Origin of the sequence: Tropicibacter sp. S64, assembly GCF_049803835.1 — a bacterium.
GTDB lineage: Bacteria > Pseudomonadota > Alphaproteobacteria > Rhodobacterales > Rhodobacteraceae > Pacificoceanicola.
Genome location: NZ_JBNAGK010000004.1, coordinates 268,652 through 286,120, shown reverse-complemented (window position 1 = coordinate 286,120; position 17,469 = coordinate 268,652). Strand labels below are relative to the sequence as shown.

Genomic DNA, 17,469 nt, shown 5'->3' with positions numbered 1-17,469 from the left:
TCAGTGTTGCGGGAAGAGGAAGGCGAAGGCGATGCGCCGCCGCCAGGCTGCCGTGAGCGGTTCCTCGATCACGCCGAGCCGCTCATAGGCATGAAGGAAAGTGTCAGGGCCGGTCAGGATCCCGACATGCTTGGCTATGGCGCGGCTATCCATGCGAAAGAGGACCAGCGTACCGGGACCGGCATCGGCCGGGGCGATCTCCGGCATCATACGCCGCGCGCCGTCGGCCAGAACCTCGCGCGGGCCGGTCTCGCCCCAGTCGCGGCTGTAGGGCGGGATCGGGAACGGCTCTGGGCCGACGATCTCGCGCCAGACGCCCCGCGCCAGCCCGAGGCAATCGCAGCCGACGCCGCGCAGGCTGGCCTGATCATGATATGGCGTGCCGAGCCATGACCGCGCGATGGCGATGACGCGCGCGGGGTCGGCTGATGCGAGAGGTTGCGTCACAGCACGGACCCCTCGTGCCCGCCATCCTTGGTGGCGTAGCGCAGAACGGCGTCCTGGCCGGGGATATTCGGAAAGCCCCGGAAACTGGCGGTGTTGGCGAATTTCGCGCCGCAGGTCTCGATCCGCTTGTCGCAGCCCGCGCGGATGGTGAAGGCGTCACCCTCGCTGATGGCCCGCACTGGTGCCTCGAGCAGGGTCAGAACAGCGATGCCGTCCGTGACGTCATGGCCCAGCACCTCGGTGCGCCGCCCAGCGTTCGCGCCGGAGGTCCATTCGATTGTGCCGAAGGTGAACCAGCTCAGTTCGAAGCCGCCGAGACCGGAGGCGGTGAATGCGCGGTCACGCAAAAGGTCGACCACAGCACCTGCGCCCTTGTAGGCCGGTTCCTCCAGATCGACGCCACAGCGCGCATCGCCGAGTGCAGCATCACAACACGCCTGGAATGTCCGCCCGACCGTCTGGCCCAGCACATGGGCGAGCGAGCGCACCTCCGCGACGAAGGCGAGCCGCCCGCGCCTTATCTGGCCGATGGCTCCGCGCCGCATCAGAACGCGCAGCGTGGTGTCGGCCCAGTTCACGCGCCAGACCTCGACCGCCGCATTGTCCCACCTGCCATCGAGGATATCGGTCTCGGTGATCCGGTCCGAAGTCAGTACGCCTTCGGCGTCCTGCGCATCGACCGACAGGTCCGAGCCCGAGCGCACCTCGGAAGCGGTCAGCCCGCTCTCGGGTTCGAAGTCCGTGCCGTCGAAGCTGAGCGTCCGGTCGTGGTCGGTGAAGCCGAAGGTGACGCCGTCGGCACGCTTGATCCGCCAGCACCAGGCGAGCGTCGTCGTGCCCTCGTCGAGATGCGCCTGAAGCTCGGGCGAGAGGGATTTCATCGGCAGGTTCCCGTCATGCGGTCGTCGAGATCGGCGATCCAGTCGGCCCAGTCCGGCGGCACGGCGCCGACCGTCTCGGCGGGTGGTCGGGCCAGCCGCGCCTCGGCGTAGGAGGCGCAGCCGGCGTCACCACCGCCCATCGTTGCGGCGCAGCCGGTCAGCGGGATCGCCAGCGCCGCGGCCATCACGAACCGCATCCCGCCCGCGCTCGACACGGTTGTTCTTGTCTTCGATCGCATCGCGTTCCGCCTCCCGTTTGCCTGCACGTTCCCCTTCCACTCGGCCCCAGAGTCGGCCGAGCACCACACCCCCGACCGCGCCCAGAGCCGCGACCATCCAGATCAGGAGATCAGCCATCGTCCTGCTCCCCGCGCGCGGCGACACAGAGGGCAACGACGAAGACGCCGAGGCAGCCGCCCACGACCAGACCGGCAAGGAACTCAAACATCGCCGCGGAATCCGCGCTCGATCCGGTCACGCAGGCCGATCAGGCCAAGCCCGAGAAACATGAGCCCCGCGGGCGAGGCGTCGCCTGAGCCGGCGAGCAGCGCGACGAAGCGGGAGAGTTCCCCGAGCGGCCCGGTGGCGGGCAGCGCGAGGGAAGCGATGCCAGTGAGCATGGCGAGGCACCCCGCCCACCAGGTGAGCGAGGTCGGACGGATGTAGCGCATGGGGATCAGGCCCTCCGGATCAGGGTGGAGAAGAAAGCGTTCAGACGGGCAAGCCAGCTGATTGCCGGTTCAGGTGTGGCGGAAGGCACGGATGGTCTCGGTATCGGCACGCATGCCGGGCGCAGCAGTACCAGCGCCTCGTTCTCGGTCAGGCGCCGGATCGGCCGCGAGAAGTCGACCCGGCCGTTTCGGTCGACCGACCAGACCGGGATGGTTCCGGTCGGATAGCGTCCCTCGGCGAAGAGGTCGCGTTCGGCCTCCCGGCGCGGGCGGATCGCGGCGGGCTTGAGCCAGCCCATGAAGGCTGCTGCGGCTGCGGCCCGGTCGCCCGCGTTCAGGTGCCGGGTCAGCGCCGCCTTGGCGATTCCACCTGTGTTGTAGTGGAAGGACACCAGCGCATCGAACTCGTGCGGATCGAGCGGGACCTTTACGGCGCGCAGGACGGCGGCCTCGTAGCGCGCGAGGTCGGATCGGAAGACCCGGAACGCCTCTCGGATCCCGGCATCGAGATCGGCGGGCATGCCGCGCGGCATCGTGGCGGGATCGGGCAGACCGGCTGCGGCCGTGTGGCCGATGCCGAACGTCCAGACCTGTTTCACATCACGGTAGGGTCCGGGCACGATGCCTTCGTGCCGGACGAGGGCCAGAAGGCCCCGGTCAGTCATCTGCATTTAAACTATCCCAGAAGAGAGAGGATCAGGATCAGCGCGGCGATGGCGATGCCGACGCCCAAGCGGTGGCGGAAGGCTTGGCCGGGATCGGCCGGGTCGCAGCGCAGGGAGCGCGCGAGGCGGAGAAGGTCATGCATCGCCATCGCCTTTCCCGGCATGGCGCAGACGGGCGAGCAGCACCTCGATGAAGGCAGGGCCGAAAACGCCGACCAGATAGGCGGCCGATCCGGCCGCGCCCCCGGCCGGGATCGCCTCGGGCGGCAGGCTGAGCCAGCGGGTGATGATCGCCATCGACAGGCTACCCATCCCGGCGGCGATCAGACCGCCGAGCAGGATGTGGCGCAGTGCGTCGCGCAGCCGCATTTTTGTGGTCAGCGCATTGGTCGCGCCCCCGAGCGCGCCCCAGGCGGCAAGGATCACCGCCGTGGAGGCGAGTAGTTCCTTCAGCGCCGCCGCCAGAAATCCGGTTTCGTCGTTCATCGTCGGATCTCCAGAAGCGGGATGGAGGTGATCGAGCCCAGCCGCTCGAGGTCGAGCGTCACGTCGAGCACGTCGGTGTCGAAACGGACCGGCACGTCGAACTCGAAGCCCGCGGTGATCGCGAGGCCGGAGCCCGGCGCCGCGGTGAAGGTGACGACGCCGGTCGTGGTATCGACGGACCAGCCGGACGCCTGGGGCGCGCCATTCAAGGCGATGGTGACCGAGCCCGCGACCGGCTTGGCGATGGTCCGCACCCATGTCTGGCTGCCCGAGGCGTAGCGCTTCACGAGCTGGAAGGCGGTTGTCGTGCCATCGCCGGTGGCAATCACCTGATCGGTCGGTGCGGGTGTCCCCGAGGGCAGGCAGGACTTGTGATCGCCCCAGTCCTTGAAGCGAAATCCGTGGAGGCGGCCGTTGCGTGCCTCGAAGAAGGCGACCACCGCCGCCAGATCGTCGACGCGTCGGATGCCGTAGGCGACGTCGTAACGGCGGCGCGAATTGGCCCAGCTGGCGTTGCGCTCTTCGTCGCCCGAGGCAAGTTCGACGATCTGGGTGCGCCGCTCGGGCCCGCCGCGCGCGCCTCGGCTGATGTTGTCCGGGAACCGGACCTGATGGAACGCCATGGCTTACATCCCCCGGCGCCCGAGCGAGACCGCCCGGGCGATGTCCGCCGCGACCTGCGTGCGGGATTGCCGGAAGCTCTCGGCGTCGCGGGCCATGATGGTGACATTGATCCCGCCGCCCGTGCTGTAGCTTTGGGCCTCGCGGCGCGAGAGCACCCGCTCGCCCCGTTGCAGGATCGCGGGCACCTCGTCGTGCCGAAGACCGACAGCGCCGCCTGAATGCATCCGGGGAGCGGCGGCGAAGGTCATGGCCGGGACCATGCGCGAGGGGCTGGACGAGCCGACCATGCCGCCCGCGTGCAGGATATTGGCGAAGATCCCGCCCGCGCCGCCGAGCGTGCCCGAGAGCGCGTTGGCGATGGGGCCGAGGATGAACCGCCGCGCCGCCAGCTTCGCCAGATCGGCGATGAGCGAGGTCACCAGATCGCGGAAGTTCAGCTTGCCGGTCTTCACAAACTCCCCGACCGCGTCCTCGGCCGATTGGAACGCGCTGACGAGGCTCTGGCCGATGTCGCCGCCGATCTCCCGCGCCCGGCTGGCATAGTCCGAGAGCGCCGCCGTCACCGCCTGCCATCCGGTCAGCGCACGCTCGGCCCCATCGCCCGCGGCGGTTCCGGCGTCGCGGGCAGCGCCTCCGGCACCATTGGCTGCGACTGCGGTGTCGTCGAGTCCGGCCGCCAGTGCATCAGCGGAGGTCGCGGCATCCGTCAGCGCGGTTTCGGCCTCCGTGCCGGACCCGGTCACGGCATCCTTCAGCGCCTGCCAGGCAGAGAGCGGCCGGGTCGCGGCATCGGTCAGCATGCCCGCGGCCTCGCGATAGGCATCGGCACGCACGCGCGCGTCATCCGCCATGGCGCCGAGCCCGAGGTCCGGCGGGGTGATATAGGTCCGGGCAAGCGCGGCGGAAAACGCATCGGCCGCCGCGGTGTCGGCCGCCGTTGCGGCCCCCTCGAACGGGTTGTCGATCCGGCTCAGGTCCACCGCGTCGAGCGTACCGATCCGCACGCCGCCTTCGCCGGTCGCCCATTCGGGCAGCAGGGCCAGCGCGGCGTTCAGGGTTTCGATGAAGCTGTTGATGCGGGTGACGACGCCGTTCAGCATCGCCTCGACCCCGCCGATCAGCCGGTTCGCCGCCTGGTAGGCGAAATCGCCGATGGCGCCTGGCAGGCTGCCCCAGATCGCCACCGCGCCGTCATAGGCCCCCTGGAAGATCGCGACGGTGCGGTCGCCGAACCCCACGACGCCCGCGACGGTGCCGTCGAGCGCCGAGAGTGCTGCGGCTTTCAGCCCCTCCCATCCGGCGGCCATGCGGGCCAGTGCGGCGTCGAGCGCGAGCCCGATCCGCGACCAGACCTCGGAGGCCAGATCGGAGAGCAGCCGGAAGGCTTCGCCGACCCCGCCCACGCGGGCAACGAATTGGGACAGCTGGTAGATCAGCTCGCCGACGCCGACGATCAGGGCGCCGATGCCGGTGCGGATCAGCGCCCCGCGCAAGACGACAAGCGCGGTGGCGAACCCGCGGACCGACAGCGCCGCAGCGGCCAGCCCGGCGACCCAGCGACCCGCGAGGAAAGTGGCAAAGGTCACAGCATAAGTGGTCAGACGGCCGATGTTATCGAAAAGACCGCGAATGGCGATGCCGAGCGGACCGGTGCGGCTGGCGATGGCCGCCATGGCATTGGCGACCGCCTCGAGCGCCGGGGCCGCAGCGACGGCCAGCTGGTTCGAGAGCCCGCGCCAGATCAGCCCAAGGCGGGAGATCGCGTCGTTCGTCCGCTCGATCTGATCGGCATCCTGCTCGGAGACGACGACACCGAAGGCGAGCACGTCTTCGGTCGCCTGGCGCAGCGTCGCGGTGTCGATGCGCGACATGGCGATGGAGCCTTCCTCGCCGAAAAGCTGTCCCGCGACGGCCGCGCGTTCGGCGGCGGGCACGAAGTTCTCGATGGCGGCGTTGATCGCGCCGACCCGCTGGTCCAGCGGCAGGGCGATCAGGTCGGTGGCGGAAAGCCCCAGCCGGTCCAGTGCGTCGGCGGCGGGACCGCTCCCGGCGGCCGCCTGGCTGTGGCGGCGCGTCAGATCCTTGGTTGCCTGTTCGATGCCGGACATGGACACGCCCGCCAGTTCGCCCGCCCGCTCCAACGTCTGGATCGAGGCGACGGTGGTGCCGAGCGACTGCGCGAGCTTGGCCTGCGCATCGACGGTCTGGAGGCCCGAGCGGATCATCGCCACGCCCGCGGCGGTGGCAGCGGCGACGGCGGCCGCGGCGGCCACGCGAACCCGGCGCGAGAAGGCCGCGAGCCGGGCGTTGGCCGCCTCCATCTCCCGGCTGAGCCGTCCGAAGCCGCGCGATCCGGCCTCGCCGACACCTTCCAACTCGGCGCGCACCTGTCGTCCGCCGACCGCCGCAAGGCGGACGCTGACGCGTTTTTCAGCCATTGGGGCGTTCCATCTGTTCGTTGAGTTTGGCGACCATCACCGCTTCGATGACGGGCAGGAGTTCGGCCGCTACGGCAGGCGGCACGCCGAGCGCGTCACCGAGCGCCAGCGCGGCCGACATGTCCCAGCCGATCACCGCGCCGGGCAGCACCCTAAGCTGGCCGCCGAGACGGCTGACGAGGTCCCAGACCTGCCAGCCTTCATGCGTCAGTGGCCGGTTCAGGCGTGCCGGGCAGTCCGGGCAGGCTTGCATGCAGGCTTCGCAGTAGCGCTCGCCCCCGCCGAAGGACCATTCGGCGAGAGCGCGGAGGCGTTTTTTTCCTGTTCCAGCAGCAGACCCTTCGAGACGTAGGTCAGCTGGAACGCCTCGAAGATCGGCCAGACATCGAGCAGCGCGTCAATGGCGTCAGGGCTGGGATCGATCGGCTTGCCGTCCGCATCGCCGATGCCCTCCCAAGCGAGCACCGCCCGCCGCGCAAGCGCCTTGGCGAAGGCCAATGCGCGTTCCTCGTCGGAAGCCTCGTCCGGCACCGCCTCAACGGCGGGGTCGCTGCGGGTCGCCACCATGAGCGCGGTGGTCAGCGGGCGCAGCTGCACGCGGACGCCAGGGGCGAGGTCATGCCAGCGGGGCGCATTGGTCAGGTCGAGCGTCAGCATCAATACGTCTCCACATCGTTCACGAGGGTTGCGGTGCACATCCGGCCGACGACGCTGTCGCGCGCGGCCTGCCAGTCGAAGGTGGCCTGCACGCCCTGCGGCCCGGAGATCTCGATCCGCGGACGCGGCAGGTAGACGGCATGCACGGTGAAGGTGAAGCTCTCGCCCGAGGGCAGGACGTAGCCGAACTCGAGCTCGCACGGATCGCCATTGATCGCCTGCGTCACCAGTGTGCTGTCGGCGAACCGGACCTCGATGGAGCCGGTCAGCGCCGCGATGGACGGGTCCGCGCCGTCGATGCGACCGTCCGAGCGGATGGTCTCGATCCGGTCGAGGTTGTTGGCATAGGCGATGTCGGCCGAGACGACGTTGCCAAGCGCCGAGCCGTTCCGCGTGATCGACCCGTTGAAATGGCCGAAGCGCTTCAGCTCCAGCGCGGCGGGCGTTCCGGCGCTCGTCGTGGTCCCGACCGTCTCGCCCTGCGCCACCAGCCGGGCGGTCGCGGTCAGCAGGCCAGACCGCTGCATTTGCCAGGTGATCTGGTCGAGCACGCAGCCGGAATACATCGCGTAGCGCGGCACCTCCGGCATGCCAGTCTCGATGGAGAGGCTCGGCAGCGTCCACGCGCCCGACTGGAATTCGTGTGTCCAGGGACCGGTGCCCGTCGTCGACGGCGCCCCGAAGGCCGCTTTCAGCCAGAAGCCGAAGGCCTCGGCATCGAGCGGCACGACGACATCGCCATCGGCCGTCACCGCATCCTTGATCGGCGCCAGCGGATCGCGGCCGTAGCCAAGAAGCTCGGAGTTCAAGAGCGGCTGCTCCGCGCCCAGCGTGGTGCTGGCGAAGGGCATCTTCGTGAAGCCGCCTGCCGGCGGCGTGCCATAGGTCGTTTCGAACGCAAGCGCCATCTGCGCCCGCGCCCCCTGGGCTCGTGCCATGGTGATCTCCTGTTGTCGTTTGGGTCAGGCCAGCGGGTCGGCCGTGGTGTAGTGGAGAATGACCGAGATCACGGCGGCCTTCAGGCTTGCGGCGCCCTCGACCGGCAGATCGATGGTCCGTGGCGCCTCCGCCTCGACCCAGTCGCAGAGCCCACCAAGCGTCCGGTCGGCGGCGAGCGCCGCGCCGATGCTGGCGGTCAGCGTATCGAAGGCAGTGTCGCGGTCCGCGCCCTGCACAACAGCCTCAATTTCTGCGCGGTGTTGGTAATGGTAGGCCAGCGGCGACAGTGTTACCTCGGGCTCCCCCGGCTCGCCATCGCGTAGGATCAGCAGACCTCCGGCCGGCAGTCGCTCTGGTAGGACCTCACCGCGCAGGGCAGTCGCTGGCAGCGCGGAGAGCCGCGTGTGCAGCGCGGCGAGGATGGTTTCGCGTGGGGTGGGCATATCCGCGCTTTCGTCTAAGGTGTCGAAAAGCAAATCAAATCGACGAGATTACGATGCAACTGATGATGGGCGGCATTAACGGGAACTATCTCACCAACATCACGCTGAATGCGGCTGCTGAGACACAAGAGGTTCTGGCAGCGGTCGCGTACGCGACCGAAATGGACCTTCTATTCGACTGGTGTTGGAACAACGGCATTCCGCTCAAGTATTACGGTCGCCTCGACGAAGGCGTCGCGGTCAAACCTTTCATCTTGTCCTCGTTCCTCGCCCGCAAATCGGCCCGCTTCCAATGCCGCCTCGTTCAGCATCACCATGCGAAGGTAATCTGGTGGCGCGAGTACGGCCTCTACATCGGCTCCGCGAACCTCTCTGCGAGTGCCTGGTACAAGAACGTCGAGGCCGGCTGCTTCTTTCCCGAGGCCGAGATCACAGATGAAATGGCAGAAGATATCCTTGAACTCTTCGCTGTGCTTGATCGGAACTCGACGCCGCTGACAGACGAGTTACTCGCCGTCATGCTGAAGCGCGCAAAGCAGATAGCCAGCTCGGAGCCGCCTTCCGACGAGTTCTGGAAAAGCCCGAGTTTGAACAAGTGGTCCGGGCTCGTACAGACCGGGAAGAAGAAGGCCAATGACCGCCGCCGCGAGGCATTCCTCGAGGAATGGCACTCTACGCTTCAACAGCTTCGCGATATCGGGAACTTGGTGAGCAAGCCCGAGAACAGACCCTCTTGGATTGACGCCGATGCCCCTGCAGGCGCTCAAGGCGACCAGTTCCTCCACGCGCATTACTATCAGCGCACCTTCGACGGACGCAGAGCCCTCTACGCCGACCATTTTGAACAGAACAAGCGGAACCCTGATGCTGCGCTCGCAGACGCCATCAATTGGTGGCGCAATCTGCCCAAGGCCCCGTCCGAAGAGGACGTCATGTTGAATTCCACCGCACCCATGCTGCGGGAGGCGCTCACTGCCGAGGCCATCGACGATATGGACTATGAGGCCTTCCGCGAGATCTGCATGGGCATACATTCCATCAAAGACTATGCGCGACGCGTCGCCAATAAGGCTGTTGGTCTTCGTGAGGACGGGACGACGTACACGATACCGGAAAAGGTCGACGCGCTCTCGATGCGGATTTGGGGCGACAAGTCCGCAGGCGGCAACGACGTGAAGCAACTCTTGAAGTTCATCCTCTATGGTGGTCCGGAGGCACAGTTGCCCGAGCGCCTCTGGACCGCCTTTCACGACCCGAAATGGAAAATCGAAGGTCTCGGGGTCAGTGCACTGGGCGAACTCGTGGGGTGGGCGCTACCGGATCGCTTCCCACCTCGGAACGGGCGAACGTCGAAATCTCTCAAGTCTCTGGGCTATGACGTTACGGTCCACGTTGGGTAGCTATCCGAATTTGCCCTCCACCCAGTTCGCCACGATCAGCCTTGACACGCTGTCCAACGCCCGGTCGGCATCCCTTGCAAGATCCAGCCGCTTCGGCAGCTTCACCTGCGGCACCAGCAGGAAGATCGGCGCGCTGACCTTGCCGCGCCCGGTCTTCGAGCGCGACACGACCGCCTGGCCCTTGGTGTTCAGCCGGCCCTCCGCCACCAGCAGGCTCGGGCCCGACCGGCGATAGACGAAGCGCAGGCGCAGCCCGCGTCGCCGCTCCCATTCGCCGGGGGTGATCCGGCCGCCACGCAGGGACTTGCCCGCTGCGGGCAGTGGGATCGCCAGCCAGAACCCGCCCTTCGAGCGGATCAGCGGGCCGGTGTCATGCGCGCCGACGATGACCGGCGCCTTGGACCAGACCAGCGCCGCGGCATCCAGGCTCTCGCCCGACCTCGGGAAGTTCTGGCTTCGGATCGAATTGGCGAGCCGTGTGCCGAGCCCCGCGCCGGTGATCTGCAACCGCCATGCGGTCTTCAGCCCGGTCCCGGCCTCGCGCATCGCGGCCGCCACCGCGCGTTCGCCCGCCGCGACCTCGGCCTGCATCATCGCGACGATGTCGGGATCGATGTCGAGCTTCAGTTTCACGCGGGCCTCAGATCCACGGTCCAGACCAGCCGCTCACGGTCACGGACGGGCTCGCCCTGAATGAGGAAGGCGTCGCCGTCGATCTCGATCCGGTCGCCGGGGCGCGGGTTCGCGACCTCGGCGACGCGCAGGTCGATCCGGGTGGTCTCGGACCAGAGCCGGGCGTCGCCGAAGTCGCTGATCGCGTCTGCGCGCCGGGCGACGACGCGCACCAGAACGGGCGCGCCGCCCTCGGGCGTGTAGACCGCATCCCTGCCGATATTCGGATCGGCGAAGAGCGCGCTGACGGCGGCAGCGAAAGCGCTCATCAGAACGCGCCGTTCAACCGCACCCGGCCGACGGTGTCACCAGCGCCGCCCGCGACCGCCTCGATGGCGACGCCGATCAGCGTGTTCGAGGTGGCCACGTTGGTGGTGCGCTTGTTGGTGTCGTCCCAGTAGATCCTGGCACCCGCGGTCCAGGCCTGCGAGCCGATCTTGGTGATGTCGAAGACGCCGGTGAGCGCGACCTCGACGGGATCGCCGAGGGCGGCGGCGACCGCGGCGATGCCGAAGATGGAGCCGACGAGCAGGCCATCGCCGGAGGCGACTGCATAGGGCGCGGTCAGGGTGATGGTGTTGCCGGGCTGGACGTAGTTTTTCATAGGAAGGATCCTCGTGGAAAGACGAAGGGCGACCCGTCAGGACCGCCCGCATGTCAGGGTTCAGCATGTTGGGGTGCTGGTTATGCGCCCGGGTTCTTGTAGAGACCGCGCCAGTCGATGGCCTTGGCGCCGAAGTCGAGGCGGCACTTGATCTCGACGCCGTCGACGTCGAAGCCGTTGCGGGTCTCGATGTAGGCGCCCTGCTGGCCCTCGAGATAGGCGTACTCGATCGTGTCGATCTGGTTCGGGCTGGCCGCCAGATACCAGGCGGTCTCGCTGGCCGCGTCGAGCCGGGGCTCGCTGATCGGCGCGAGGGTGCGGATCGACTGCGGCACCACGCTAGACGTCGCGGCGGGCACCAGGTTCTGGGCGACCAGCTGCTCGGCCTTCAGTTCCAGCGAGGCGGGCACGATCAGGAAGGCGGGCCGGACGTTCAGCACCGTCTTCTTGTCGAGCCCAGTCTGCTTGGCCATGGCGGCGCGGGCCGCGCCCACGCTGCCGACGTCCAGCGCCGCGCCGGTGCCCGCGAGGTTCTTGTGCGTGGTGTGGAACAGCGCGTTGCCATCGGCCATGGCCGGGTTCGCGGTGATGATCCCCCAGACCACGTCCGACTCCAGCTGGGCGATGGAGTTGCCGTACATCGCCGGGATGCGGGTGAAGGCGTCGAGATCGTCGTTGATCAGCGTCTGTCGGGTAATCGCGACCACCCGGCCATAGGTCTTGACCTTGTAGCTCTCTTTGCTCTCGCCCAGCGTGCCGCGCTTGAACTCGCCGCTCTCGCCAACCTCGAGCAGCTGCGGGGCCTCGCCGAGCTGGACCCGGTGCATGGCCTTGAAGTCGGTGGCGAGCACCTGGCGGCAGAACAGCATGAAGGTGCGGGGATAGGCCTCGTAGGCCTGCCGCAGGGTCTTGTTGGTGACCGCCGACAGGATCTCGGGGAAGTCCGAGGTCGAGTGCAGCGCCCGCGTTGCCACCTCTTCGCGCGACAGGCCCCGGGTGTTCACCCCGGCGTTGCCGAGACTTTCGCGGGCCAGTTCCAGGAGCGTCATGCCGCGGTACTGGCGCGCCGCGTCCTCCAACTGGAACAACGTCGGGCTGTAGCGGTGCAGCAGCGCGTTCGCCACCGCGTCGCGGCGGGTGATGCGCTCGTCCCGGCCGCCAAGGGGGACCGAGACATGCGGGAAGGTCCGGGTCTCGTCGGACTTCGCGGCGACCTGGTCGAGGATGAGGCGGCGGGACTCGTCCACGCAAACGCCGCGCTTGACCAAATCCTCGGCGAAGCTGCGCTCGAGGTTCAGCCGCCCAGCCAGATCGTAGATGGTGGAGACGCGGTCGCGCTCGGTCTCGCGGGCGCGGGTGGCGATGGCTTCGGTGTCGGGAGCCTCGGGCTTGGGGGCCTTGGGCTGGCTGCGCGTCTCAGCCGCGCGCGTCTGCGCCTCAGTCGCGCCGGTCTTGTCGTCGGGCATGGTGATCTCCTCGGTCGCTGCCGTCTCTTGGGTGTCGTCGGCCGGGGCGGCCGGGGTCGTCTTGTCGGTCATCGGGGGTGCTCCTTCGCTGGTTTCGGCGTCCCGGCGATGGAGGACGCAGTCGTGATGTTCGCCCTTGGCGCGGAAGCCGGCGGCGGGATCGGCGCCGACCGGCACGGCCGAAATTTCGAACGGGGTCCAGTCGACCGCCCGCCAAAGCTCGCGTCCGCCATCGGGTTTCGAGATGTCGAAGCGGTGGACCTGATAGCCGATCGAGACCGCGCGGATGTGCCCAGCCTGGATGTCGCGCCAGATCGGCTCGACATCGGCACGCTCGCTGATCCGGACCAGCGCGATGCCTCGGCCGTTCTCGATCCGGGCCGAGCCCGGCACGACCGAGCCGATCACAGCATCGAGCGTGTCGAGCTCGTGCACCTTCAGGAACGGCGCGCCAGCGTTCAGCCGGTCGAGCCGGACATGGGCGGGGTCGAGGCTCAGTTCCTCGTCATAGGGCTCGCCGAAGAAGGTGGCGCGGCGGACGCGGGCCCCGGCCGACCAGACAACCTCGACGGTGCGGGTGTCGGCATCGGCCGTGTTCGGCGCAAGCTCCGCCGACCGGCGCATGGCCGGCAGTTCGATCATCGTGTCCATGAAGGTCAGTCCTGTTGGTCGGCCTGCGCCGGGTCGGTTTCAGCGTCGGCGGCCGGGTCGTCGGTGTCTGGTTTGTCGGCGGCCGGATCGCTGGCCCCGTCTTTGGATTGTGCGCTGCCGGTCTTGGTGACGCGGCGCGGGTCGCTATCGAGCACAAGCCCCAGCGCGTCGAGCTTGGCATTGGTCGCGGCGATCTCGGCCAGCACGGCGTCCGGGTTGCGGCCCTGCCGCGCGATCACCTCGGCCAACGTCATGGTGCCGGAGCGGATCGACAGCAGGTTGGCCATCGCGTCCTTCTGCGGATCGACCGCCTCGAACTTCGGCGGCGACCATTCGACCGGTACGGTCGGTGACGGGATGTGCCCCGCAGCCCACGCGGCCTCGGTGAACCAGCGCCAGACCGGTGCGCAGAGCATCGGGATGAAGAGCTGCCATTGCACGGCATCGATCATGCGCCGGAACTCGACCAGCCCCGCACGGATCGAGGAATAGTTGACCTGGCTGAGGTCCCCGGTCAGCAGCTCGTAGGGCACCCGGAACCCGGCCGAGATCGTGTGCAGGCTCGCCCGCTTGTACTCGCCGTAGCCGCCTGTGGCGGAGGGCTGGTTAAAGCGGATGTCTTTGCCGCCGCGGGCATAGGCGATCAGTCCCGGCTCGAACTGCTCGACCCGGTTGCCGTCGGCATCGACGACCGATGGCGCGATGCCCTGCTGCGCCTCGTCGTCGCCGAAGACGATGGCGGTGACGCAGGCCTCGGTCTTCTTACGGACCAGTTCCGCCACCTCGTAATCGTCGAGATCGCGCAAGCTGCGGATCACTGGCGCGCCCCAGGGAACGCCGCGCGCCTGCGTGCGCTGCTTTTCATAGATGTGGGCGATCTCGGTCGCGGGCACCGGGCGCGATCCAAGTCCGCCGTTCAGCGCTCCCCAGGCGTCGCCCGGGTGCTCGGCATGCAGCCAGTAGGCCCTGCGCTTGCCGACCGGATCGAACTCGATCCCCTGCACCAGCCGCCCCGCGCCGAGCACGCCGGATTTCGAGGCGTCGAGGAAATCGGCCTCCAGCACCTGCAATTGCAGCGGCACCGGCAGGCCATCTGACGCCCGCCGCAGCCTGCGGCGCACCAGGACCTCGCCCGCTTCGACCATCTCGCGGCAGATCAGCGTCTGCAGGCCGTAGAAGTCGAGCTGACCATCGGCATCGCACTCCGCCGTCCAGCGTTCGAAGAGCGTCTCGACCTTGCGGTCCAGCCTTTCGTCGCCACTGGCGGCGCGCGGCATGATGCCCGCGCCGATGATATTGTTGACCAGCACCGCCACGGCCTTGGCCGCATGCGGGTTGTTGCGCACGAGGTCGCGCATCCGGTCGCGCAGCAGCGCCCCGGCCACGCCGATCTCGGTGTCGGCCGAGGATCCCGGCGCGCGCCAGCCCTCGGTGCGCCGCCCGCGCGCCGCGCCGTCATAGCCTCGCGTCAGGGTCTCGAACGCCTGCCGCGCCATGATGCGACGTGCGGCCATGCGCGGGGCCACCGTCGCGATGGCGTGATCGAACCAGGTCGCCGACATCACCGGTCCCCGCGCGAGAAGCCCGCGAGCCCGGCCACCGGCAACGGCCGGGTCGTCCCCGCGATGGCCCGCTCGATGGTCCGGATGCGGGCGAGCAGATCCTCGGCCGAACCGTAGTCGACGGACTTGCCGTCATAGCTCACCCGCGTCGTGCCGCTGGCATAAGCGCGGCGCAGCGCCGAGAGCTCGGTTTCCGTCCAGTCCGTCATGTTCAGAACCATCCCTCCCGCCGCCCGAGCCAGTCGGAGCGGCGCTTGCCCTGCGGGGCCTGTCCCGGCCGGTTGATCTGCCCGGCGGGATCGGTGTCGGTGGGAGCCGCCCCGAGCTGATCCTCGAGGTCGCGCCATTTGTCGTCGGGCCAGCGATCCGCGCCCGCGATCCAGGCGGCGGCGCGGGCATAGACCCGGCAATCCAGCGCCTCGTTGCGCTCGCGCAGTTTCTGCCATTCCAGCCGGGCGAAGCCGCGTTTCGTGCGCACCGTCACCAGCTGCTCGGCCACGAACTGCTTCAGCCATTCGTTCTCGACCCAGTGTGGCAGGTGGACCGAACCGGGCGGAAACGCCGCCCCTTCGGCCATGTCCTCCTCGGTCGGCCGCGCCAGCCGCAGGAAGCGGTAGGTCTCGGCCTTGAAGGTCGACACCGCCACGGTCCAGAGCCGGGCACCGCGCCGCAGGCGTTTCCCGCCCTCGGTCGCGTCGACGAAGGTCGGGCCGGACACCGGGCTCGAGCGGTTGAAGCCTTCGACGCCCTTGACCGGCGACACCTGCGCGAAGCCTTGCGCCCGCGACCAGGAATAGACCGCCGGGGCCTCGTAGCCCGTATCGATGGCGAGACGGGCGATGCGCAGATGCGCACGGCGTTCATGCGGCCAGCTTCGGTCGAGCAGCGCGGTCAGCTCCGACCATGCGTCGTGCCGGTCGGGCCCGCCCTCGATCACGACGTGATCGACGAGCCAGCTTTCCAGCCCGCGACCCCAAGCCCAGACATCGACCTCGATCCGGTCCTTCTGGACGTCGGCCCCGGCGGTCAGGAATAGCCCGCCCGCTGGCACCGTGCCGGAGGTCCAGCGCTCGCGCCGGTCGTAGAGCCGCTGCCAGTCGGGGGCTTCCCCGGTCTCGACCCAGGTCTCGCCGAGGATCGTGTTGCGGAAGGCCTTGATCGCCTCGTCCGACCCCTGTGCCGCGTCCCAGGCCCGCACGATCCGCTCCCAGCTCAGCCAGCCGATCGGCGAATAGAGCGCCGAGAGGTGATACCCGACCGTGGCCGGATTGGCCGCCGTGGCGGTCGCCCGCCATTTGCCCCCCTCCAGCATCGCCGTCTTGTGGTGCTCCGCGATTGCCGCGTCGCAACCCTCGCAGTGATATTCCGCCGTCTCCGGACGGCCCTTCTGCCAGCGCAGCCGGTCGAACTTCAGCCACTGCAACGCGCCGCAATGCGGGCACGGCACGAAGTATCGCCGCTGGTCGCTGGCCTCGAACTCACGCTCGATCCGTGAGAGCCCGCGGATCGTCGGCGTCGAGACCAGCAGCACCTTGCGCCGATGCGCGAAAGTCAGCGACCGCGCTTCCGCCAGCGTGACCGGATCGCCTTCCTCGTCGGCCGAGGCCGGATAGGCGTCGACCTCGTCGAGGAAGATGTACCGCGCCGGGGTGGAGCGCAGACCGACCGCCGAGTTCGCCCCGGTCATGATCAGGATGCCGCCCGCGAATTCCTTCGACAGCATCGTGTTGCCCGCGTCGCGGGAACGGGCGGGCTTCACCCGCTCCCGCAGCTCCGGGCTTTCGTCGATCAGCGGGTCGATCCGCTGGCGCGAGTTGCGCTTGGCCAGTTCGACCGTCGGCTGGACCGCGAGCATCGGCCCCGGCGCCTGGTGGATGGCGAACCCGATCCAGTTGTTGCCCGCCTCGGTCGCGCCGACCTGCGCGGCCTTCATGAACACGATCCGCTGCGTGGGATCGCCGGGCGACAGCCGGTCCATGATCTCGCGCATGTAGGGCGTGCGCACCGTGCGATACCGCCCCGGTTCGGCCGAGGCGCGGCCCGAGAGCATCCGATGCCGGTCGGCCCATTCCGAAACGGTCAGGTCAGGGTCGGGCCGCAGCCCGCTGCCCCAGGCGCGCAGGATCTCGCCCGCGCCGTCGAAGTCCGTCAGGCCATCATCGTCACCGGAAGTCGGGCCGGACCTCGGCGAGTTCGTCGAGGTGGGCGCGTACATGTTTCTCCAGAACCTTCTGCATCGTGGCTGGCTCCACGGCGATCTGCTGGCCCGTCGCGTCGCTGCACGAGGCAGAGAGCTCTGCCGCCATCAGCGCCGCCGCACGCGCGGGCCAGGTCACCCATGCGTCCCGTTCCTGCCGCGCCAGACGGAACACCAGCGCCAGCGCGCGGGCCCGCTCGATCAACTCCCCCTTCAGCTTCTGGAGCCGGATGCGCCTTTCCTGCGCCTTCAGCACCTCGTTCGCCGTCTTCGCCTGCAGGAAGGTCGTGCCGCCGCCGACTGCCGGAACCGCCAGTCCCTGTTCGCGCAGCGTGTCGCCAACCGCAGCCACCGCCGCCTCAGGGACGGGCTTCAGCTTCGGCGCGGGCGGCTTTCTCGTCTTGGACGGGTCCGTCGTCTCCGCGCGCCGGGCGTCGCTGGCGGGCGCGTTGATGCTGCCGTCGGGATAGAGAACCAGCCGCTCGGCCGTCTTCGCCTTCTGGATCGCGCCCCGCGACAGCCCGACATGGGCGGCGTACTGGCGCTCGCTCATGCCCTGCATCGACGGCTCCGATTATCATTCAAGATCATGTGCTTATCGTGTTGATAAGCGTCGCGGACAGAGGGAACGTGATCCCACGAAGACGATGCAACTCACCAAGGAGC

The 17,469-nt window shown here is 68.6% G+C and carries 22 protein-coding genes; 1 reads left to right on the top strand and 21 read right to left on the bottom strand.

What is annotated here, in order from left to right; all coding sequences use genetic code 11:
- The 13 genes from ACP159_RS09050 to ACP159_RS08990 form a co-directional block, all read right to left on the bottom strand.
- A complete protein-coding gene (locus tag ACP159_RS09050; RefSeq protein ID WP_425099345.1) occupies window positions 1-447 on the bottom strand; it encodes an NlpC/P60 family protein in 447 nt (148 codons plus the stop codon).
- Window positions 444-1,328, bottom strand: a complete 885-nt coding sequence (locus tag ACP159_RS09045; protein ID WP_425099344.1) for a DUF2163 domain-containing protein — start codon at window positions 1,326-1,328, stop codon at window positions 444-446. Before ACP159_RS09045 ends, ACP159_RS09050 begins: the two co-directional genes overlap by 4 nt.
- Window positions 1,325-1,567: a hypothetical protein gene (locus ACP159_RS09040; protein WP_425099343.1), complete on the bottom strand. Its 243-nt coding sequence runs from the start codon at window positions 1,565-1,567 to the stop codon at window positions 1,325-1,327. The genes ACP159_RS09045 and ACP159_RS09040 overlap by 4 nt, the downstream gene beginning before the upstream one ends.
- A gap of 201 nt (window positions 1,568-1,768) precedes the next feature.
- Window positions 1,769-1,999 carry a hypothetical protein gene (locus tag ACP159_RS09035; RefSeq protein ID WP_425099342.1) on the bottom strand — a complete coding sequence of 77 codons (231 nt, stop codon included), beginning with the start codon at window positions 1,997-1,999 and terminating at the stop codon, window positions 1,769-1,771.
- A 5-nt stretch (window positions 2,000-2,004) separates the two neighbouring features.
- Window positions 2,005-2,670, bottom strand: coding sequence for a lysozyme (locus ACP159_RS09030; protein ID WP_425099341.1), 666 nt, complete (start codon window positions 2,668-2,670; stop codon window positions 2,005-2,007).
- Between the two features lie 5 nt (window positions 2,671-2,675).
- Window positions 2,676-2,807 carry a hypothetical protein gene (locus ACP159_RS09025; protein WP_255453271.1) on the bottom strand — a complete coding sequence of 44 codons (132 nt, stop codon included), beginning with the start codon at window positions 2,805-2,807 and terminating at the stop codon, window positions 2,676-2,678.
- Window positions 2,800-3,150, bottom strand: a complete 351-nt coding sequence (locus ACP159_RS09020) for a hypothetical protein (RefSeq protein WP_128513659.1) — start codon at window positions 3,148-3,150, stop codon at window positions 2,800-2,802. The genes ACP159_RS09025 and ACP159_RS09020 overlap by 8 nt, the downstream gene beginning before the upstream one ends.
- A complete protein-coding gene (locus tag ACP159_RS09015) occupies window positions 3,147-3,773 on the bottom strand; it encodes a phage distal tail protein, Rcc01695 family (protein WP_425099340.1) in 627 nt (208 codons plus the stop codon). Before ACP159_RS09015 ends, ACP159_RS09020 begins: the two co-directional genes overlap by 4 nt.
- 3 nt (window positions 3,774-3,776) lie before the next feature.
- Entirely contained in the window at window positions 3,777-6,212 is a 2,436-nt protein-coding gene (locus ACP159_RS09010) for a phage tail tape measure C-terminal domain-containing protein (RefSeq protein ID WP_425099339.1), read from the bottom strand.
- Window positions 6,205-6,465 carry a DUF7697 family protein gene (locus tag ACP159_RS09005; protein WP_425099338.1) on the bottom strand — a complete coding sequence of 87 codons (261 nt, stop codon included), beginning with the start codon at window positions 6,463-6,465 and terminating at the stop codon, window positions 6,205-6,207. The genes ACP159_RS09010 and ACP159_RS09005 overlap by 8 nt, the downstream gene beginning before the upstream one ends.
- On the bottom strand, window positions 6,432-6,869 hold the full coding sequence (locus ACP159_RS09000; protein WP_425099337.1) for a hypothetical protein: 438 nt from the start codon (window positions 6,867-6,869) through the stop codon (window positions 6,432-6,434). Before ACP159_RS09000 ends, ACP159_RS09005 begins: the two co-directional genes overlap by 34 nt.
- Window positions 6,869-7,807 carry a phage tail tube protein gene (locus tag ACP159_RS08995; protein ID WP_425099336.1) on the bottom strand — a complete coding sequence of 313 codons (939 nt, stop codon included), beginning with the start codon at window positions 7,805-7,807 and terminating at the stop codon, window positions 6,869-6,871. The genes ACP159_RS09000 and ACP159_RS08995 overlap by 1 nt, the downstream gene beginning before the upstream one ends.
- 24 nt (window positions 7,808-7,831) lie before the next feature.
- Window positions 7,832-8,251, bottom strand: a complete 420-nt coding sequence (locus ACP159_RS08990; RefSeq protein ID WP_425099335.1) for an acyl-CoA transferase — start codon at window positions 8,249-8,251, stop codon at window positions 7,832-7,834.
- Window positions 8,252-8,304: 53 nt separating this feature from the next.
- On the opposite strand from ACP159_RS08990, the gene ACP159_RS08985 reads away from it, so the two are divergent.
- Complete coding sequence (locus ACP159_RS08985) at window positions 8,305-9,651, top strand: phospholipase D-like domain-containing protein (RefSeq protein ID WP_425099334.1); 1,347 nt, start codon at window positions 8,305-8,307, stop codon at window positions 9,649-9,651.
- Here the strand turns inward: ACP159_RS08985 and ACP159_RS08980 are convergent, their stop codons facing one another.
- The 8 genes from ACP159_RS08980 to ACP159_RS08945 all read right to left on the bottom strand — a co-directional run bounded on the left by ACP159_RS08980 (window position 9,652) and on the right by ACP159_RS08945 (window position 17,365).
- A complete protein-coding gene (locus tag ACP159_RS08980) occupies window positions 9,652-10,284 on the bottom strand; it encodes a DUF6441 family protein (protein ID WP_425099333.1) in 633 nt (210 codons plus the stop codon). It lies immediately after the preceding gene.
- Window positions 10,281-10,592: a head-tail joining protein gene (locus ACP159_RS08975; RefSeq protein WP_425099332.1), complete on the bottom strand. Its 312-nt coding sequence runs from the start codon at window positions 10,590-10,592 to the stop codon at window positions 10,281-10,283. The genes ACP159_RS08980 and ACP159_RS08975 overlap by 4 nt, the downstream gene beginning before the upstream one ends.
- Window positions 10,592-10,927, bottom strand: a complete 336-nt coding sequence (locus ACP159_RS08970) for a DUF2190 family protein (protein ID WP_425099331.1) — start codon at window positions 10,925-10,927, stop codon at window positions 10,592-10,594. Before ACP159_RS08970 ends, ACP159_RS08975 begins: the two co-directional genes overlap by 1 nt.
- 80 nt (window positions 10,928-11,007) lie before the next feature.
- Window positions 11,008-13,044, bottom strand: a complete 2,037-nt coding sequence (locus ACP159_RS08965) for a prohead protease/major capsid protein fusion protein (RefSeq protein ID WP_425099330.1) — start codon at window positions 13,042-13,044, stop codon at window positions 11,008-11,010.
- A 5-nt stretch (window positions 13,045-13,049) separates the two neighbouring features.
- Window positions 13,050-14,606 carry a phage portal protein gene (locus tag ACP159_RS08960; RefSeq protein ID WP_425099329.1) on the bottom strand — a complete coding sequence of 519 codons (1,557 nt, stop codon included), beginning with the start codon at window positions 14,604-14,606 and terminating at the stop codon, window positions 13,050-13,052.
- The gene (locus ACP159_RS08955; RefSeq protein WP_028030714.1) at window positions 14,606-14,815 is read right to left on the bottom strand and encodes a phage head-tail joining protein; all 210 of its coding nucleotides are present in this window, start codon (window positions 14,813-14,815) and stop codon (window positions 14,606-14,608) included. The genes ACP159_RS08960 and ACP159_RS08955 overlap by 1 nt, the downstream gene beginning before the upstream one ends.
- A gap of 2 nt (window positions 14,816-14,817) precedes the next feature.
- Window positions 14,818-16,821 (bottom strand): phage terminase large subunit family protein, encoded by a 2,004-nt coding sequence (locus ACP159_RS08950; RefSeq protein WP_425099328.1) that lies wholly within the window; start codon window positions 16,819-16,821, stop codon window positions 14,818-14,820.
- A complete protein-coding gene (locus ACP159_RS08945) occupies window positions 16,769-17,365 on the bottom strand; it encodes a hypothetical protein (protein ID WP_425099327.1) in 597 nt (198 codons plus the stop codon). The genes ACP159_RS08950 and ACP159_RS08945 overlap by 53 nt, the downstream gene beginning before the upstream one ends.
- Window positions 17,366-17,469 lie beyond the last annotated feature (104 nt).

Excerpts from the sequence above, each read along its gene's own strand:
- ACP159_RS09045 (WP_425099344.1), bottom strand. The coding sequence starts at position 1,328 with ATGAAATCCCTCTCGCCCGAGCTTCAGGCGCATCTCGACGAGGGCACG.
- ACP159_RS09040 (WP_425099343.1), bottom strand. The coding sequence starts at position 1,567 with ATGCGATCGAAGACAAGAACAACCGTGTCGAGCGCGGGCGGGATGCGG.
- ACP159_RS09035 (WP_425099342.1), bottom strand. The coding sequence starts at position 1,999 with ATGCGCTACATCCGTCCGACCTCGCTCACCTGGTGGGCGGGGTGCCTC.
- ACP159_RS09030 (WP_425099341.1), bottom strand. The coding sequence starts at position 2,670 with ATGCAGATGACTGACCGGGGCCTTCTGGCCCTCGTCCGGCACGAAGGC.
- ACP159_RS09025 (WP_255453271.1), bottom strand. The coding sequence starts at position 2,807 with ATGCATGACCTTCTCCGCCTCGCGCGCTCCCTGCGCTGCGACCCGGCC.
- ACP159_RS09020 (WP_128513659.1), bottom strand. The coding sequence starts at position 3,150 with ATGAACGACGAAACCGGATTTCTGGCGGCGGCGCTGAAGGAACTACTC.
- ACP159_RS09015 (WP_425099340.1), bottom strand. The coding sequence starts at position 3,773 with ATGGCGTTCCATCAGGTCCGGTTCCCGGACAACATCAGCCGAGGCGCG.
- ACP159_RS09010 (WP_425099339.1), bottom strand. The coding sequence starts at position 6,212 with ATGGCTGAAAAACGCGTCAGCGTCCGCCTTGCGGCGGTCGGCGGACGA.
- ACP159_RS09005 (WP_425099338.1), bottom strand. The coding sequence starts at position 6,465 with ATGCAAGCCTGCCCGGACTGCCCGGCACGCCTGAACCGGCCACTGACG.
- ACP159_RS09000 (WP_425099337.1), bottom strand. The coding sequence starts at position 6,869 with ATGCTGACGCTCGACCTGACCAATGCGCCCCGCTGGCATGACCTCGCC.
- ACP159_RS08995 (WP_425099336.1), bottom strand. The coding sequence starts at position 7,807 with ATGGCACGAGCCCAGGGGGCGCGGGCGCAGATGGCGCTTGCGTTCGAA.
- ACP159_RS08990 (WP_425099335.1), bottom strand. The coding sequence starts at position 8,251 with ATGCCCACCCCACGCGAAACCATCCTCGCCGCGCTGCACACGCGGCTC.
- ACP159_RS08985 (WP_425099334.1), top strand. The coding sequence starts at position 8,305 with ATGCAACTGATGATGGGCGGCATTAACGGGAACTATCTCACCAACATC.
- ACP159_RS08975 (WP_425099332.1), bottom strand. The coding sequence starts at position 10,592 with ATGAGCGCTTTCGCTGCCGCCGTCAGCGCGCTCTTCGCCGATCCGAAT.
- ACP159_RS08970 (WP_425099331.1), bottom strand. The coding sequence starts at position 10,927 with ATGAAAAACTACGTCCAGCCCGGCAACACCATCACCCTGACCGCGCCC.
- ACP159_RS08965 (WP_425099330.1), bottom strand. The coding sequence starts at position 13,044 with ATGGACACGATGATCGAACTGCCGGCCATGCGCCGGTCGGCGGAGCTT.
- ACP159_RS08960 (WP_425099329.1), bottom strand. The coding sequence starts at position 14,606 with ATGTCGGCGACCTGGTTCGATCACGCCATCGCGACGGTGGCCCCGCGC.
- ACP159_RS08955 (WP_028030714.1), bottom strand. The coding sequence starts at position 14,815 with ATGACGGACTGGACGGAAACCGAGCTCTCGGCGCTGCGCCGCGCTTAT.
- ACP159_RS08950 (WP_425099328.1), bottom strand. The coding sequence starts at position 16,821 with ATGTACGCGCCCACCTCGACGAACTCGCCGAGGTCCGGCCCGACTTCC.
- ACP159_RS08945 (WP_425099327.1), bottom strand. The coding sequence starts at position 17,365 with ATGCAGGGCATGAGCGAGCGCCAGTACGCCGCCCATGTCGGGCTGTCG.